This window comes from Bacillus benzoevorans, from assembly GCF_014207535.1.
In the GTDB taxonomy this organism is placed as follows: domain Bacteria; phylum Bacillota; class Bacilli; order Bacillales; family Cytobacillaceae; genus Bacillus_BD; species Bacillus_BD benzoevorans.
The window spans coordinates 54599-70458 of the sequence record NZ_JACHGK010000002.1 but is presented as its reverse complement, the minus strand read 5'-3'; the positions used below and the strand labels follow the sequence as shown (position 1 = coordinate 70458).

Annotated in this window: 14 protein-coding genes; 13 read left to right on the top strand and 1 reads right to left on the bottom strand. The window is 39.2% G+C overall.

Annotation, left to right across the window (positions count from 1 at the left end; all coding sequences use genetic code 11):
• Window positions 1-570: 570 nt before the first annotated feature.
• From HNR53_RS03620 to HNR53_RS03580, 9 genes are all read left to right on the top strand, one after another.
• A complete protein-coding gene (locus tag HNR53_RS03620) occupies window positions 571-1692 on the top strand; it encodes a ferritin family protein (RefSeq protein ID WP_184522919.1) in 1122 nt (373 codons plus the stop codon).
• 18 nt (window positions 1693-1710) lie between these two features.
• Entirely contained in the window at window positions 1711-2007 is a 297-nt protein-coding gene (locus HNR53_RS03615; RefSeq protein ID WP_184522917.1) for an MmoB/DmpM family protein, read from the top strand.
• A 14-nt stretch (window positions 2008-2021) separates the two neighbouring features.
• Window positions 2022-3521, top strand: a complete 1500-nt coding sequence (locus HNR53_RS03610) for a ferritin family protein (RefSeq protein WP_184522914.1) — start codon at window positions 2022-2024, stop codon at window positions 3519-3521.
• A 21-nt stretch (window positions 3522-3542) separates the two neighbouring features.
• Window positions 3543-3821 carry a hypothetical protein gene (locus HNR53_RS03605; protein WP_184522912.1) on the top strand — a complete coding sequence of 93 codons (279 nt, stop codon included), beginning with the start codon at window positions 3543-3545 and terminating at the stop codon, window positions 3819-3821.
• 79 nt (window positions 3822-3900) lie between these two features.
• Window positions 3901-4926, top strand: a complete 1026-nt coding sequence (locus HNR53_RS03600; RefSeq protein ID WP_184522910.1) for an NADH:ubiquinone reductase (Na(+)-transporting) subunit F — start codon at window positions 3901-3903, stop codon at window positions 4924-4926.
• A 127-nt stretch (window positions 4927-5053) separates the two neighbouring features.
• On the top strand, window positions 5054-5968 hold the full coding sequence (locus HNR53_RS03595; RefSeq protein WP_184522908.1) for a catechol 2,3-dioxygenase: 915 nt from the start codon (window positions 5054-5056) through the stop codon (window positions 5966-5968).
• 58 nt (window positions 5969-6026) lie between these two features.
• Window positions 6027-6359: a 2Fe-2S iron-sulfur cluster-binding protein gene (locus tag HNR53_RS03590; RefSeq protein WP_184522906.1), complete on the top strand. Its 333-nt coding sequence runs from the start codon at window positions 6027-6029 to the stop codon at window positions 6357-6359.
• 136 nt (window positions 6360-6495) lie between these two features.
• Entirely contained in the window at window positions 6496-8352 is a 1857-nt protein-coding gene (locus HNR53_RS03585) for a XylR N-terminal domain-containing protein (RefSeq protein WP_184522904.1), read from the top strand.
• A gap of 113 nt (window positions 8353-8465) precedes the next feature.
• Window positions 8466-9011: a DUF1572 domain-containing protein gene (locus HNR53_RS03580; RefSeq protein WP_184522902.1), complete on the top strand. Its 546-nt coding sequence runs from the start codon at window positions 8466-8468 to the stop codon at window positions 9009-9011.
• 339 nt (window positions 9012-9350) lie between these two features.
• Here the strand turns inward: HNR53_RS03580 and yppF are convergent, their stop codons facing one another.
• Entirely contained in the window at window positions 9351-9569 is a 219-nt protein-coding gene (gene yppF / locus HNR53_RS03575) for a YppF family protein (protein ID WP_184522900.1), read from the bottom strand.
• 333 nt (window positions 9570-9902) lie between these two features.
• On the opposite strand from yppF, the gene HNR53_RS03570 reads away from it, so the two are divergent.
• From HNR53_RS03570 to HNR53_RS03555, 4 genes are all read left to right on the top strand, one after another.
• Window positions 9903-10370, top strand: coding sequence for a GNAT family N-acetyltransferase (locus HNR53_RS03570; protein WP_184522898.1), 468 nt, complete (start codon window positions 9903-9905; stop codon window positions 10368-10370).
• Between the two features lie 313 nt (window positions 10371-10683).
• Window positions 10684-13449, top strand: a complete 2766-nt coding sequence (locus HNR53_RS03565) for a UPF0182 family membrane protein (RefSeq protein WP_184522896.1) — start codon at window positions 10684-10686, stop codon at window positions 13447-13449.
• A gap of 355 nt (window positions 13450-13804) precedes the next feature.
• Window positions 13805-14347 carry a GTPase RsgA gene (gene rsgA / locus HNR53_RS03560; protein WP_184522894.1) on the top strand — a complete coding sequence of 181 codons (543 nt, stop codon included), beginning with the start codon at window positions 13805-13807 and terminating at the stop codon, window positions 14345-14347.
• 90 nt (window positions 14348-14437) lie between these two features.
• Window positions 14438-15772 carry an RNA-guided endonuclease InsQ/TnpB family protein gene (locus HNR53_RS03555; RefSeq protein WP_184522892.1) on the top strand — a complete coding sequence of 445 codons (1335 nt, stop codon included), beginning with the start codon at window positions 14438-14440 and terminating at the stop codon, window positions 15770-15772.
• The last annotated feature ends 88 nt before the right edge of the window (window positions 15773-15860 follow it).

The window sequence follows — 15860 nt, the reverse complement described above, 5'->3', positions numbered from 1 at the left end:
CAACAGTATAAACAACAGTCTAAACCTATAGCTGCTTATACTCTGAGTGTTCCTATCAATGTTAATGGGGTAGATATAAATAAGTCTGCGTATCCTTGTTCCGGACCAAACCTAGCCGTTGGGAAATATTATACTGCCATTATAATGACCCAGGAATTGTTTTTTTGTGCTTTTCCTTCTAAATTTTCCCCTTGCTTTTAAAAGTATAAGAATTCCCCCCCTGCTATTTTCTCGACAAAAAACTCAAAAAACCCCAGAAGTTTGCTTCTTTTTGTCGAATCATCCAAATAATTTCTGTTTCAACAGTGGAAATATTAGAAATTGGTATGATTCGTACCAAAATGATGAAAAAGTTTGGTGGGATCATCCGTATACTAATTATTCAGACTATTCTAAACTTAGGATACGCTTACATGATAGATAAACAAATTCAAGGTTAAGCAAATCCATTAATTAGAGTTTATCCATGATAAGACGTTTGAAAATCAATGTTTATTCATTTCCAGCACTTTAAAATGGAAGGTAAAAGAAATTGGCGGAATTTTCCGTATTTATAAAGGAGGAAAAAGGATGTCCGAAAAACCTGTTTTCAAAAAAACACTCCGCGATCAGCCGTGGGACTATAAAACAAAAAATGAGTATGAAGAACTGACCCTAAGGCAACAGACATATGTTCATATGCACTACCGCAATATTTTTGATGAACGTGATTATGATCTCTATGATCCACGCTATACCCGTTTAAAATCTTCTGATTGGGAAGCTTTCCGTGATCCAAAGAAATACTGGTACACAACGTACGTAAATAATAGAAAGAAGATGGCTGAAGAAGTTGAAAACGGGTTCAGTCAAGCACAAGAGCTTGGCGTCATTGAAAATCTCTCACCACAATGGGTAGAAGCGTTAAGGAATCTTTTTACACCGCTTCGCCACCTTGAATATGGGGAAAATGTGCAAATGCAACATGTCATCCGCTATGCATTAGGTTCAGCCATCGAGCAGTGTGCAACGTATCAAGCGTACGATAAAACAGGACGAGCACAATGGATCACGCAGTGGGCCATCAATATGGAAGAACACCACGGCGATTTTCTCAAACACGGGAAAGAAATGCTGCTAAATGACCCGGCATTTGAGCCATTGCTCAAATATGTGGAAGAAGTTCTTGTAACGGATGACTGGGCGGAAGTCCTTGTAGCTGAAAATTTAACTTTAGATCTTTTACTGGGAAACCTTATGTACCGCGAATTTAATAAAGAAGCAGTTAAACAAGGAGATTCACATTTATCCGTTATGAATCTTGTTATCGCTAAACAGTTAGACTGGCACCGCGACTGGGCATTTTCACTATTCAAGTTATTAGCTGAAGATAAAGCCGAAAGCCGCTGGGATTATTTAAAAGCAATGGGCTATGAAGAATGGGAAGGCGATTATCGCTGGGGTCGAACTTTAAGCGACCCAAGGGAGACTCCGGAAGAAACAATGTCGAATCCAGAAATCATCCAGGAATGGGTAGAAAAATGGTATCCAAAGGCGTTTGAAGCTGTACTCGCTTTAGCCCCATTATTTGAGAAACATGGAATTGAAATAGACCTTCCGGCAACATTGAAAAAAATAGAAGAAGAAGCAATTATCCCGATCTATAAAAAATACAAACTTCCATTTAAACAATACGAACTAGCTCTTAGCTAAGAGAAAGGAACGATCAGAATGAGTGAAAAACAAGCATATGTCGGAATGGATTTAGATACAAGTATGGGGAATATCACAGATGCTCTCATTGCAGCAATTGAAGAAGATAACGAGGGAGTTATTGTTGAGGACTTCGCTGTTTATAAAAAGGTAAAAGCACCTGGGAAAATGGTTGTGAATAGAGAGACGGTTGAAGAACACCTTGGCGCCGATTTTGATATGGATCGAGTACATATGGCCATGTCTTCCTGTTTCGGATTTATCAAGGATTGGGACGAAGAACAGCTAATCATCCAATGGGATGAGGAAGAATAAGGAGGGGACGACACATGGCAAAATTAGGAACAAAGGAAAAATACCATGCAATGACAAGGGATTTAATGTGGGAACCAAAGCATTTTGATATGGAAAAGGTCTATCCCTTAATTGAAAAAGAAGGAATTATTTTAAAAGACCCAAGTCGATGGGAAGATCCCTTCCGCATGGCTTATAACCAGTATGTAAAAATTCAATCTGAAAAAGATGGCATTTACCATGCCGTACGAAACGCATTTGAGGCAAACGACGGACATGCCAAAGTGATTGATTCCCGCTGGTATGAAGGAGTAAAAATATTTGCCGTAAACGTTCAGCCCGGCGAATATCAAGCACACAGATTAATGGCCTATATTGGTCGTAATATTCCAATTGAAGCGATTCGTTTTGCTACTTTTAATCAGGCGATCGATGAATTGCGCCATGCGCAAATTGAATTGAAACATTATGCACATATGAGTAAACAAATTGACGGGCTTCATAATATTCCGGCTACATCACAAAACCTATGGCTCAATACCGTGGTTAAATCATTCTTTGATGATGCGTTGAGCGCTGGTCCGTTTGAAGCACTTATGGCGATTTCATTCGCATTCGAGTATGTGTTTACCAATATTCTATTCTTACCGTTTGCTTCATCCGCCGGTGCAGTGGGTGACGATAACTTTGCCGCGGTTGGAAAAACGGTACAATCGGACGAATCACGCCACATGGCATTAGGAATGTCAGCCCTGAAAATGCTGTTAGAAGAAGATGAACGTAATGTTCCGATCATCCAAGGCTGGTTGGATAAATGGTATTGGAGAGGCTATCGTCTGTTTTCGGTTATTGCCATGCTGGTAGACTATTATCCTCGTATTCGTCCAATTTCTTGGAAAAAAGCATTTGAAACCTATGTAGAGGAACAAGTATTTAACGGCTTGTTCAAAGACCTTAGAAAGTATGGCATTACCCTGCCGAAATTTGCCGGGGACAGCATCAAAGAAAAAGAATATTATTCTCACACAGTTTTCCGTATTTTGGACCAATACAAAATGGCCAATCCGTATAGAAGCTTTAAGCTTCAGGAGGATGACTATGAGTGGCTGAATAACGAATATTCTAAGTTTAGCCATTTTGAACCATTCATTCGCAGAAATGAAGAGAATGTTTTTGCTAATTCAAGTCCTGGAATGCCGGCTGTATGTTCGGTATGTCAGCTTCCAGCAGAATTCCCTAATCCGGATAGTCCTTTGGAGCTTTGGACACAGTACAGTGAACATAACGGTAAAACGTATATGACATGCTCACCGGGATGTAAACATGTGTTTGATCATGAACCGGATAAATATACGCAAATTTGGTGGCCGGCAGAAGCTTATTTAAGCGGTGAATTCGGTGAGGATCCAATTGCCGGAATGTTTAAATATACGGGCCTTTCTCCAGAAGAGACTGGCGAACATTATTCATCCAGAGAACATGCACACTGGCTGGAGCACCGCAGACATTTGGGACTAGATAAGAAATTTTTCTAATAGTGGACGGGAGGTAGGAAGATGCCAAACTATTTAAAAGTCGATAATCAATTGATTGTCTGGCATGTACTTCGAAGAGAAAATGAAATGAATCCAAGTAATATTGGTTTGCCAACACGATTAGATGTAACAACAGACCAATTACTAGAAACCTGTTTAGATACGTATCAGGCTGATAAAGAAAAGAACTATCGTTTCATCTTAAAACGTGGAACAGGTGATATAGATATTCCTTTAGGAGTCACGTTAAAAGATGCGGGAATACGAAACGGCGATTATATTGAAATCGCAGCTGTCTAAATAGGGCTTTTTCTCCTTCATGGAAACAGCATGGAGGAGAAAAGGTTATTCGATAACAAAATGGAGAGGAGAACGGTACATGAGCAATTCAACAACAGCAACAGAAACGTTTGAAATCACATTAGAGCCAAGTGGGAAAGTGATTACAGTAAAAGAAGGTCAAACTCTGCTGGATGCAGCAATCCGCAACGGAGTACAAGTCGCATACGGATGCCGGCATGGAAGCTGTTCGGCGTGTAAATGCCAAGTTCTTGAAGGGGATTTTGAAATCATGGACCGCGTATCCGAATATTCTTTGATGAGCTTCGAGAGGGAAGAAGGATTTACCTTAATGTGCAGCACGCTGGCAGAAAGTGATCTTGTGATTGAAATTGAAGAAGAAGAGTCCGAACTTCCATTCTTTGCCGTGCACGACTTTGAGGCCGAAGTGGTTGAAAATAAACAATATACGCATGACATTCATGCAATCAAGCTGAAATTACAGGATCCAACGAATATTCCATATGGTTCCGGCCAATTTTTCGAGTTTGATATACCTGAATTAGAGGAAACTCGTGCCTATTCGGTAGCAAATAAATATCAAGAAGGCCGTATCGTTGAGTTCCATATTAAGCGTGTTCCTGAAGGAAAAGGATCCAATTATATGTGTGACCTTCAGGTTGGAGAAGCCCTAACCGGATCAGGCCCATACGGCAGCATGCAGCTTCGTGACCGCAATAAAGGTTTAGTATTTGTAGCCGGCGGTTCTGGTATGGCGCCAATTAAATCCTTAATCGAAGAAGTATTTTCCGATACATTTGAAAAAGAAGCATGGTTCTTCTATGGAGCTCGTGCGAAAAAGGACTTGTATTTAACAGAGGAATGGCAGGAATTAGAAGAGAAATATCCAAACTTCCATTTCGTTCCTGCCCTGTCACAGCCGGATGAAGGCGATGAGTGGGACGGAGAAACTGGCTTTATTGCCGATGTAATATCTCGCACACTGGAAAATATGAGCGGTATGGACGCTTATCTTTGCGGACCGCCGATCATGATTGAAACAGCTTGTGATGCTCTCAGCAAAGGCGGAGTCAGGGGTTCTGATATCGCTTATGACGAGTTTTAATGAAGAAGTTTTTAAAATAGGCTGACGCTTCGGCAAGATTTTGTGGTAGCGAAAGCCTTTCAAATTTAAATAAATTACACTATTAGTGAATTAAAAAATATATGAATAGTGAACAGGAGGAAAAATAATGGCTAAAGTTATGCGTATGGGTAGAGCAGAATTAAAAGTTTTGGACTTGGAAAAAGCAGTAGATTACTATACAAATGTCATCGGTTTAGAAGAAACAGGCCGTATGGGTGACAGCGTTTATTTGAAAGCATGGGATGAATATGATCATCATAGCATTATTTTAACGAAGTCTAAATCTGCCGGACTTGCTCATTTTGGCTTTAAAGTAGAGACGGAAGATGATTTGGCTTATTTTGAAAGAAAAGTAGAAGAATTTGGCTGTACGACAACAAGGGTGAGCAACAACACGAGATTAGGTGAGGGTGAAGCCGTTCGTTTTATTTTACCAACGGGTCATCAATGTGAACTTTATCATGAGATTGATTTTATTGGAAAAAAAGTAGGGCATGTCAATCCACACCCATGGTCATTAGAATCAAAAGGAATTGCGCCGCATAGCCTTGACCATATTTTATTAACAGGTGATGACTTAAAAACAGTGACAAGATTCTTTATTGAAGCGCTTAACTTTAGACAAAGTGAAAAGATTACAACAGTAGATGGAGAAGAAATGCTGGGTACTTTCTTATTTACTTCCAATAAAGCCCATGATATAGCTTTCGTGAAAGGTCCGGACGCAAAACTTCACCATGCCGGATTCCATGTCGAAGAACTACACGATGTATTCAGAGCGGCAGACATCCTTTCCATGTATGAAGTGCCGTTCGATATTACGCCAACACGTCATGGGCTGACAAGAGGAAAAACGATTTATTTCTTTGACCCATCTGGTAACCGTAACGAAGCATTTGCAGGCGGCTATTATGCATTCCCAGATATGCCAACCGTCACTTGGACAGAAGACAAAATCGGACAAGGTATTTTCTACCATCGCAGAGAACTATCCGAATCCTTCATGAAGGCTTTAACTTAATTTGGCGGTAAAAATACTGTCTTGAGAAGGAATAATGAAAAGTTAGGGGGAAAGCAAAATGAATAAAGTCACTTTGAAAGCAAGAGGCCAGCAGTTTGAATATCAATGTGCTCCTAATGTCACTCCATTAAGAGCAGCCCGTGACCAGTTTATTCCCATTCCAACCGGCTGTATCCGCGGCGGCTGCGGGATGTGCAAGGTAAAGGTAGTGAGCGGCGAATATGAGCAAGAAATGATTCGTTCACATGATGCTCTATCGGATGAGGACTTAGCAAACGGTTTTGCTTTGGCTTGCTGTATGACGGCGAAAAGCGATATTGAGATCATTACGGTAGAAGATTATGAGAAACTACAACAGAATGAATCTGGTTTGGAGAAAATTGAAAAATAAAATCAGATAGCAACAACTAAATCATTTTAAGATAACGAATAAATCTCTTTTTTTAAAAAAGGGATTTATTCGTTATTTTTTAAATATTTTGATAAAATGAAGAAAGGTTAAATACATCCTTTGGGCGGTGAAGACTTTGAATTACAGTATGATAGCAGCACAACTAAACCAAAAAGAGCAGCAGCCGATGATCACGATCCCAAGTTCTGCCTTTGGGGCTCTGAGAAGGGAACTCATTGATACCATTGGAATTGAGCGTTCAAAAGGTTTTCTTCTCCGTTATGGCTGGGATTGCGGGGAAACAGATGCGTTACGAATGATGGAATTAGAATGGGACGATCGAAAAGAGTTGTTGTTGGCCGGACCAACGATGCATACGACGAATGGTCATGCCCAAGTAGAGCATACAATTTGTGAAGTTGATTTCGATAAGGGGATTCTTCATTTTGAAGGGGATTGGAAGAATTCCAATGAAGCCAAGGAGCATCTTAAACTTTTTGGAAAAAGTGAGGAGCCTGTCTGTCATTCATTAGCCGGATACGCGAGCGGTTATTTATCGACGGTAATTGGAAAAAAGGTGATTGTCAAAGAGGTTCGCTGTATGGCCATGGGGGATGAACACTGTCATTGGATTGCTAAAACGGTGGGGGAATGGAGCGGAGATCCCGAGATCGAGCAAGAGAGTTATTTATATGAGACCGACCGCATTAACGATGAGTTGGAAGAAACCTATGAAAAACTGCGAGTCGAAAGAGATAGTCTCAGCAAAACCTATGATGTTCACATGCAATTATTTCAGGAGGTTATTTTTGAAACAGGACTGCAGCCGATTGTAGAAATCTTATACAATACGACGAAAACTCCGGTCCTGATTGAAACCCTGAACTGTGAAATTCGGGCTGTCGGAGGACTGAAGATGCCGGATGCTCAGAGAGTTGCCAATGAATTGAGAGAATGGTTTGCTGTTCAAGATCAGAAGACGGGTCAGGAAAAGCAGGAGATTTGTCAAACACAGTTGGTTGACATTGCCCCTGGACATCGCCGCATTATCACCCCGATCTATTTTCGCCAGAAAATCTATGGTTATTGTTCTTTGTTTACGGACAAAGATACGGTGAGTGAAGTGGATAAGATGGTTTTAGGCCAGGCCGCACTCGCCTGTTCTCTTCACTTATTAAATGAAAGAACTCGGTTTATCACCGAGCAGCGGATTAGAGGCAGTTTACTGGAAGATCTGTTAAATAAACGGATCACGATGTCGGAAATGCTCAATTTTGCCCACAATAATGATTTTGAATTGAAAGATCCCTATTTTATGGTGGCGATCCACCGTTCTTTAGTGGAAACTTCCGCGGAGGAGGAAATAGAGTTTAATGACCAATTTATGAATGACTTGAACAAATACCTTCAATCCGTTTATGTGAAGGGGTTGATAGGAAAGAAATCAGGGGCATTCATCATTCTATTTTCGGAATCCGCCTTATTAAACCGTCATTTGGATAAGGAGACTTTTAGTAAACAGCTGTTTGATTATTGTTCGGGCAAGTATCCGCAGCATGCATTTGAAATGGGGGTTAGCTCCAGTTACGCCTCTCTTGAAGAGGCCCCGCAATTATATGTTGAAAGTACCGCAGCGCTTAAATTAGCCAACACCCAACAAAATTTAGTCTATTTTGACTCGTTGGGTGTGGTAGGAATGCTCCTGCAAACGAGAAACCTGGAGACAATCGAAAGATATGCCCATAAAATTTTGGGCAAATTAATAGAAGAAGATAAAAATATGGAATTAACCAATACTCTTTACCACTACTTAGAAAATGGATCCAATGTTCATCAAACAGCCCGTGCCATGAATTTCTCCGTCAATGGTCTCCGTTATCGGCTTGGGAAAATCAATGAACTGCTAAAAGTGGATATGGGCAAAGGATATAACCGAAATGAAATCTATGTCGCCTTGCAATGCCTGATCGTGTTGGGGGCGCTGAAGCTATAAGAAACGCGGGGACCGTCCCCTTGTTTCATGTTGTGAAAGAAAAAGGAATTTATTAGGGAAAGTCCAATATAATAAAATGCCCTTTTTTAATAAACGATTGAGGTGGGACATGGATGAATCTTGGAATTGAATATTTAAAAGTGGTGCAGGAAAGATTTCAAAGTGTTAAAAGTCTTGGAGATAAAACAATCATGCAATTGTCAGAAGAAGATTTTCAATGGGCATTAAATGAAACATCCAATAGCATTGCCGTTATCGTCAATCATTTAAGTGGAAATATGGTTTCCAGATGGACTGATTTTTTGATATCGGATGGAGAAAAGCCCTACAGAAACCGTGAACAAGAATTTATAGATATACTATCATCACAACAAGAATTAATCGCAGCTTGGGAAAAGGGGTGGAACGCCCTTTTTGTGTCACTGAATGAATTAAAAGAAGAGGATTTATTAAAGAATATCTATATCCGTGGTGAAAGACATACGGTGATTGAAGCGATTGAAAGGCAAATGTCTCACTACTCTTATCATATTGGACAAATCGTATATATTGGTAAGCAGCTTAAAGGAGAGAAGTGGAAAAGTCTTAGTATTCCAAAAGGGAAATCGGAAGAATTCCTTCAACAAATGCTAAAAAGACATCAGAAACCTGACAGTTGAAGGCCGGTATTAATCGAAAGGACTGGGGGTGGATGTGAATGGGGCAGGTTTATTGAGATATTGTAATGATCGCTGCAATGGACGTTGTGAAGGAATTTAAGAAAATATGGACCCTTACAAATGCTTTAAGTCAAATATCTGAATCTACTCATTTACAGCATTAATGATCTAAGTTAATTATTCGAATCAAATGATTGGTAAAAAGCCAGGGACTCGTTTTCCCCGGCTTTTTTGTAATTTTTATGGCTTGAAAGAGCAGATTTATCAAACGAGGTGTTCTGACACCTTAATCTTGCCTTTTCTATGGTTTTAAAAAATGGGTATCCCTTATCACCCAAATTAACATACGTCTGTTATTAACTCCCTGTTATTAAATATAAAATCATCAGGTTTCACTGCACCTTGATTGTTCAATTTGCAAAAAAGTCTTTTATACTCAACAATATTAATTTCCCCTGTTAGATAACATTTCTGAGCGAAATCTAGTTGTTCATTAAGATTCAATGTATTTTGTTTTTTAATCATTACAAATTCATACATTAAGCCTTTTACTGACATTATAAATCACCCATTTCCATGTTATTTATAGTATGAAATCGCTTACACATAAGATATCATATATTACGAAAACTAGATAGAGTCTATTTTTTGGAAATTATAGATGTTCCAGATAGAACGGTTTTAGAGTGTCCGTAAACAGGGAAATACCAAAGCGGTTCTTAATTCCTAACGGTAGGGAGTCGTGCTCAGGGTCAAAAAAAATGATGGGGTCAGATTACCGCAACGTTAACGCATTGAAGTCTTGGGTCTCCTTTTTTTATAATAAAATAATCGACAAGTGGTGGCGGTTGTCGATTATACTATATAAAGAACCGATTTAAGGAGAATGATATGATTATAAGACAAGCAACCATTGATGAGATGTTCGCACTTTGGTATAAATTTTATACCTCTGATTTTTTTGCGGATAATATACAAAGAGGGAATGCAGAATTTTGGGCGATGGAATATCATGCCCGATTGATTGGTGAATTATACATTTTCAAAGAACTCCATGATAGAGATTTCGCTGATGGGGCCACAACTGCCTATCTTTATGGGTTCCGTATTGAAGAACTCATGCGCGGCAAAGGCTTGGGCACCATGCTGATGGACCGTGTTTTGCACAGATTAAAGGCGTTGAATTTCAAATATGTAACGGTTGGGGTGGAACTCGAACATGAGGAAAATATTCGCCTATATAAGAGAATGGGATTTACAGAAACAATCAAAACAGTAACAGAAAACCCCTGTGATGTTGATGAGAATTTCATCCCTACTTATGGTCCGGCATACCTATTATTGCGTAAGGCGCTTTAGAATGGAGAGTGCAGTCCCCCGCAGTGTTAAAGCATGTAAGCAGTAGTGGTCTGGTTCCATTTTCACTGAACCCATTTTGAGCGAAACAGCTTTATATTTATCTGTTGACCCAATAAGTAGTAAATGTGGGTATATTTAGGGAAACACTGAAACCGTCCCCTTGTTTCGCCTTTGAAATGACTTATAGATATATTGTTGTTACAATAATGTTATAGTTTGTGATAACATAGGCGTCGGTTCTTGTCTCTTTTTATGTTAAAACATAGGAATTGCTAGAAATCTATATGATAGGAACCGAATGAAAGGAGGAATTATGGCTTTTAAAGTTTACACAAATACAAATCAGATGAAAAAAATGAGAAAGTGGAGAAAGTTTAGCGGCAGGACCGGAGGGGCTATCGGGGTACTGTTCCTTCTATTTATTTTTGCTTCTGTTTCATTCCAATGGGTTATAGATTATATCTGGATGGATTCCCTTGAATTTAGTTCCGTGTTTACGACCATTCTAGAAAGTAAGGCGATGCTTGGTACAGCTGGTTTTGCTATTTATGGTTTTGTAACGTGGCTGACGTTATTTTGGATACGGAGAAGTTATTTAAGTCATTTTGAACGGGATCAACTTCCCGCATTTTTATTTGCACAAAAAAGAACGATCCATGGAGCTCTTATCATCATCGCGATTTTCGCAGGACTTATTGGTAGTGTTATTGCCCAAGGAGTAGGTTGGGAGCCGCTGCTAAAAATGTTAAACTATGAAACCTTTGGAGAAAGAGATCCGATTTTTAACCGAGATATTTCTTTTTATATGTTTATTCTCCCATTTTTAGAAATCGTTATTAATATTTTATTAGGATTGGGTTTCTTCATCTTGTTCATTGTGGCAGCAGCTTATTCTGTTTTCCGTATGTATCGGATGAATCGTTCAGCGCAAATCCATCTTGGATTCACGGTCGCCATTATGGGTGTCTTACTGGCAGCCTCTCATTTATTATTACCCTATCAAACACTTTTGACGAATCAAGTCAATGTGTTTCAGAATAGTGTCGTGCATGGATTAAGCTATACAGACCGGATGATTAATATTCCTGCTTCCTATGTCTTAGCTGCAGTAGCAGTAATCGGGGCGATCTGGATCATCTTTACACTAAGAAAGGGCAATATCAATTTGATGTTCGTCCCCGTCGTCGTTTATATTGGCGTCATGATTTTAGGACAAGGGGCTTCCATCGTCGTCCAAAACTATGTCGTAGAGCCAAATGAATTTCAACGCGAAAAACCTTACCTGAAGCATAATTTAAATTATACAAGACAGGCATACAACCTCGAAGATATTAAGGTAACAGAGCATCCAGGGAATCAAGAGTCACTGAATGCACAGATGATTAGGAATAATGAATTAACGATCAATAACGTGCGGATTAATGATGCACGCCCATTGCTTGATATTTACAATCAATTACAGACGTTCCGTACGTATTATCAATTCAATGACATTGATGTCGATCGCTATGACATTGACGGAGAGTACCAGCAAGTATTTGTTGGAGCAAGGGAACTAAATACACAAGATTTGCCGGATCAGGCTCAAACGTGGGTGAATAAGACGTTGCGCTATACTCATGGATATGGGATCGCCATGAGCCAGGTCAATAAGGTGACATCCCAAGGGCAGCCACAATATATTGTAAAAAACCTTCCGCCGGAAGGAGTAGTTAATGTGGAGCGCCCGCAAGTCTATTTTGGGGAATTGGATTATCCAAATGTAATCGTCAACAGCGCTGTTGATGAATTCGACTATCCATCTGGTGAGGAAAATAAGACAAACATTTATGAAGGAGATAAGGGCATTCAACTTAGCGGTTGGAATCGTTTCTTATTTGCTCTAAATGAAGGATCGCTCCGGATGTTTGTATCTGATCAACTTTCTAATAAAAGTCAGCTTCTCGATACCCGCAATATTGTTGACCGAGTGAAACGAATCGCTCCTTTCTTCGAGTATGATGAGGATCCGTATATCGTTGTACGTGATGACGGGACATTAGTTTGGATTATCGATGCCTATCTTGTCGAACAAGGTTATCCATATGCAGAAAATTTTCAAGGCAATTTAAATTATATTAAAAATGCAGCAAAGGTCATGATTGATGCTTATACGGGAGAAGTTCAATTCTTTGTGACAGAACCAGATGAGCCGCTTCTCAAAACGTATGAGAATATCTTCCCGAAACTTTTTACAACGGAAATTCCAGAAGATGTACAGCATCATTTCCGTTATCCAGAAAGACTTTTCTCCATTCAAGCAAATAAATATGGTACGTACCATATGACGAATTTAGAGATTTTTTATAATCGAGAAGACCGCTGGGAATTTCCAACGGAGCATTACTATAATGAAGATATTGAAATGCAGCCTTATTATGTAACGATGAAGCTTCCTGAATTTGAGAAGGAAGAATTCATTCTCATGCTGCCCTATACACCAAAAAATCGACAGAATATGATTGGCTGGATTGGCGTGCGGAATGACGGCGAACATTATGGTGAAAAGCTTGTCTATCGTTTTCCAAAGCAGGAAAATGTCTATGGCCCGCAGCAAATCGAAAACCGAATCAATCAGGACAGTTACATTTCTCAGGAGTTAAATCTTTGGTCACAGGGTGGTTCACAAGTTATCCGTGGAAACCTGCTGTCCATCCCGCTTGAAGATACGATGCTTTATGTTGAGCCTATTTATATTGAATCTGCGAATGAAACATCGTTACCGGAAGTCAAGCAAGTAATTGTGGCTTATCAAGACCAAATCGTCATGGAGTCAACATTTGAAAAAGCGTTGGAACGGATACTCGAACTCACTGGCGGTAACATGGTTGAGCCTGAAAAGCCGCAAGAAGGGACAGAAGGAGAAACAGGTGGAGAAAATACACCGGCACCGGGAACCCCAATTGATTCAAACCAATTATTGAAGCAATTCTCTGAGCTATTTAGTTCTTATCAAGAAGCTCTTGCGAAGGGAAATTGGGAAGAAGCAGGAAAAATAATGGCTGAAATCGAAGCACAATTACAACAGGTAAATCAATAATGTTTTTTTACGAGACGAGCACTGGGTTTGATAGTGCTTGTCTTTTTTATGTCACTTGCTGGAAATCTAATCTGTCAATAAAAAAGCAGGAACGATAATGGGAGGGGTACGTGCCATCTTAAACATTGAGATGATTTGTATAATTGCGAATTATGAGACCTCACTAGAGCGCTTTTTTTCACCATGGTTGTTCTGATGCACTTTGTGATATAGTAAAAATAAGAATTTGAAAGGAGATGTTGTTATGCTAAACAATTTAAACTCTGAGATTGTAGCAAATGGGGAGGTATGTGCAAAATAAATCAGGCATAGGACCTCCCAAAGGATACAATCTAAACTTTCGGAGGAAACAAAATTGAACCAAATTAATATGAAGAATTTAGGACTTACTGATCCATTCATTCAGGAGTCTAAACAATATAAAGATCTTTTTATAGGACGGGTTTCATCACAGTCTAAAAACTTATATAAGGTTCTGACGAAAAATGGTGAGATACTTGCTGAGATATCTGGCAAATTTCACTATAGTGTAAGAGACACTTCTGGATTTCCAACTGTTGGTGACTTTGTGATGGTTGATCGAATGGATAATCTACATGGAAATGGGATTATTCATCAAGTATTAACACGAAAAAGTGTTTTTGCCCGAAAAGCAGCAGGTTCAAGGGAAGATTCACAAGTTGTTGCAGCAAATATTGACACTGTATTTATCTGTATGTCATTGAATAATGATTTTAATCTTCGCAGATTAGAACGTTATCTTTCTATCGCTTGGGATAGTGGTGCGACTCCGGTTATTGTTTTTACAGAACTTCCCGAACGAGAAAGCCCACTGCTTCAGCTGTGGGATGATAGTGAGGTCAAATCAGGCGTGTCTTCAGACACGTTAATGATTTGATTTTTTTTATTATTGAAAAAACGCCATTGTCATAGGAACATATATTCTGTTATAATCAAAATATAGTAAAAATACGAAAGGAGGTGCGAAATGTTTGTCACTCATTCTTTTCAAATCCCTTATGAGAAACATTTATACGACGGATTAAGGAACATGCAAAGAGAAGCTGCATCTGTTTGGAATGATATTGTTCGAGAGGCGAATTCCTTTTATTTCACCACTAAAAAGTGGCTCAGCAAAACAGAGATTCAGGCAGTCCGAAAACAAACATATAACCTCCATTCTCAAACCGTCCAAGCAATTGCGGATAAATATGCAGCCAATCGGGAGACCATCCGCAAACTACGTCTAACAGATAAAAAAGCTAAGTATCCGTGGAGAAGAAAGTACTATTATTGCATTCCATTGAAAAAAGCGTCTATGGAAATATCCGATGGAATCATCAAAGTCAAAAAGGCAGAGTACGGTTTTGCTTTGGTTAATTTATTGGCTAAAAAGAAAAAGAAGGGCTGGAATGAAAAGTTCCCCAAGAAAAATGATTATATCCCAGTCCCGAATTTTTCAACCGAGGATTTGACGAAATGCAACTATGCAGAAATCGTTTGGAGAAATGGTTCATATTGGTTCATATATTCTGTAGAAGTTCCTGAAAAAGATATATCTTCCTATGAATTTAAAGCAGCTGGTTGTGACCTAGGTGAAATCCATTCCGTTTCAGTCGCGACAGAAGACAAATCTCTATTAATCTCAGGACGTTCTATGAGAGGTATATCTCAATACCGAGCTAAAACATTAGCCGAATTGAGTAAATTGATGTCTCGTTGTAAAAAGGGTTCCCGTCAATGGAGAAAATATAATAAAGCTAGGGGACGTATTCGTCAAAAGAGCAAAAACCAACTCGAAGAGTTGGAACACAAAACAACAAAAGAGGCAGTCTTATTTTTAGAAGAAGAGAAAGTCACTCACTTTGTGATTGGCAATGTGTCAGGCATTGAAAAGAACACAAAGAAGGATGAGAAAAAGAAAAAGAAGAACAATAAAGTAAGAAGACAACAATTGTCACTTTGGAACCAGGGGAAAATTAAAGAAAAGTTAATTTATAAAGCTAAGTTGAGAGGAATTGAAGTAGAAGAAACAGAGGAAAGCTATACTTCTCAAGATTGTCCATTTTGCGGTGGGAGACACCAAGCTAATGGGCGAAATTTTGTATGTTCTGTTCACAAAACAGAAATCCATCGAGATGTAAATGGGGCTCAAAATATTGCTAGGAAACTCTATCCGATGGAAGTAAAACTGATGGAATCGATTGTTTATAAACAGCCTGTTTGGTATAAACATCATCTGACGGATGAGAGAAGACAAGAAACCAAGCATCCGAAGGATAAGTCTAAAAAGATAAAAAGTATCGCCGAAAGGACGGCGTAGTTGGCAGAGACCTTGCCCTCTTGAAAGACTGTTTTTCTCTCAAGAGTTGTTCGCCCAAGTCTCGCCTCTGCATCTTTCTCTTGAAAGT

Excerpts from the sequence above, each read along its gene's own strand:
- HNR53_RS03620 (WP_184522919.1), top strand. The coding sequence starts at position 571 with ATGTCCGAAAAACCTGTTTTCAAAAAAACACTCCGCGATCAGCCGTGG.
- HNR53_RS03615 (WP_184522917.1), top strand. The coding sequence starts at position 1,711 with ATGAGTGAAAAACAAGCATATGTCGGAATGGATTTAGATACAAGTATG.
- HNR53_RS03610 (WP_184522914.1), top strand. The coding sequence starts at position 2,022 with ATGGCAAAATTAGGAACAAAGGAAAAATACCATGCAATGACAAGGGAT.
- HNR53_RS03605 (WP_184522912.1), top strand. The coding sequence starts at position 3,543 with ATGCCAAACTATTTAAAAGTCGATAATCAATTGATTGTCTGGCATGTA.
- HNR53_RS03600 (WP_184522910.1), top strand. The coding sequence starts at position 3,901 with ATGAGCAATTCAACAACAGCAACAGAAACGTTTGAAATCACATTAGAG.
- HNR53_RS03595 (WP_184522908.1), top strand. The coding sequence starts at position 5,054 with ATGGCTAAAGTTATGCGTATGGGTAGAGCAGAATTAAAAGTTTTGGAC.
- HNR53_RS03590 (WP_184522906.1), top strand. The coding sequence starts at position 6,027 with ATGAATAAAGTCACTTTGAAAGCAAGAGGCCAGCAGTTTGAATATCAA.
- HNR53_RS03580 (WP_184522902.1), top strand. The coding sequence starts at position 8,466 with ATGAATCTTGGAATTGAATATTTAAAAGTGGTGCAGGAAAGATTTCAA.
- yppF (WP_184522900.1), bottom strand. The coding sequence starts at position 9,569 with ATGTCAGTAAAAGGCTTAATGTATGAATTTGTAATGATTAAAAAACAA.
- HNR53_RS03570 (WP_184522898.1), top strand. The coding sequence starts at position 9,903 with ATGATTATAAGACAAGCAACCATTGATGAGATGTTCGCACTTTGGTAT.
- HNR53_RS03565 (WP_184522896.1), top strand. The coding sequence starts at position 10,684 with ATGGCTTTTAAAGTTTACACAAATACAAATCAGATGAAAAAAATGAGA.
- HNR53_RS03555 (WP_184522892.1), top strand. The coding sequence starts at position 14,438 with ATGTTTGTCACTCATTCTTTTCAAATCCCTTATGAGAAACATTTATAC.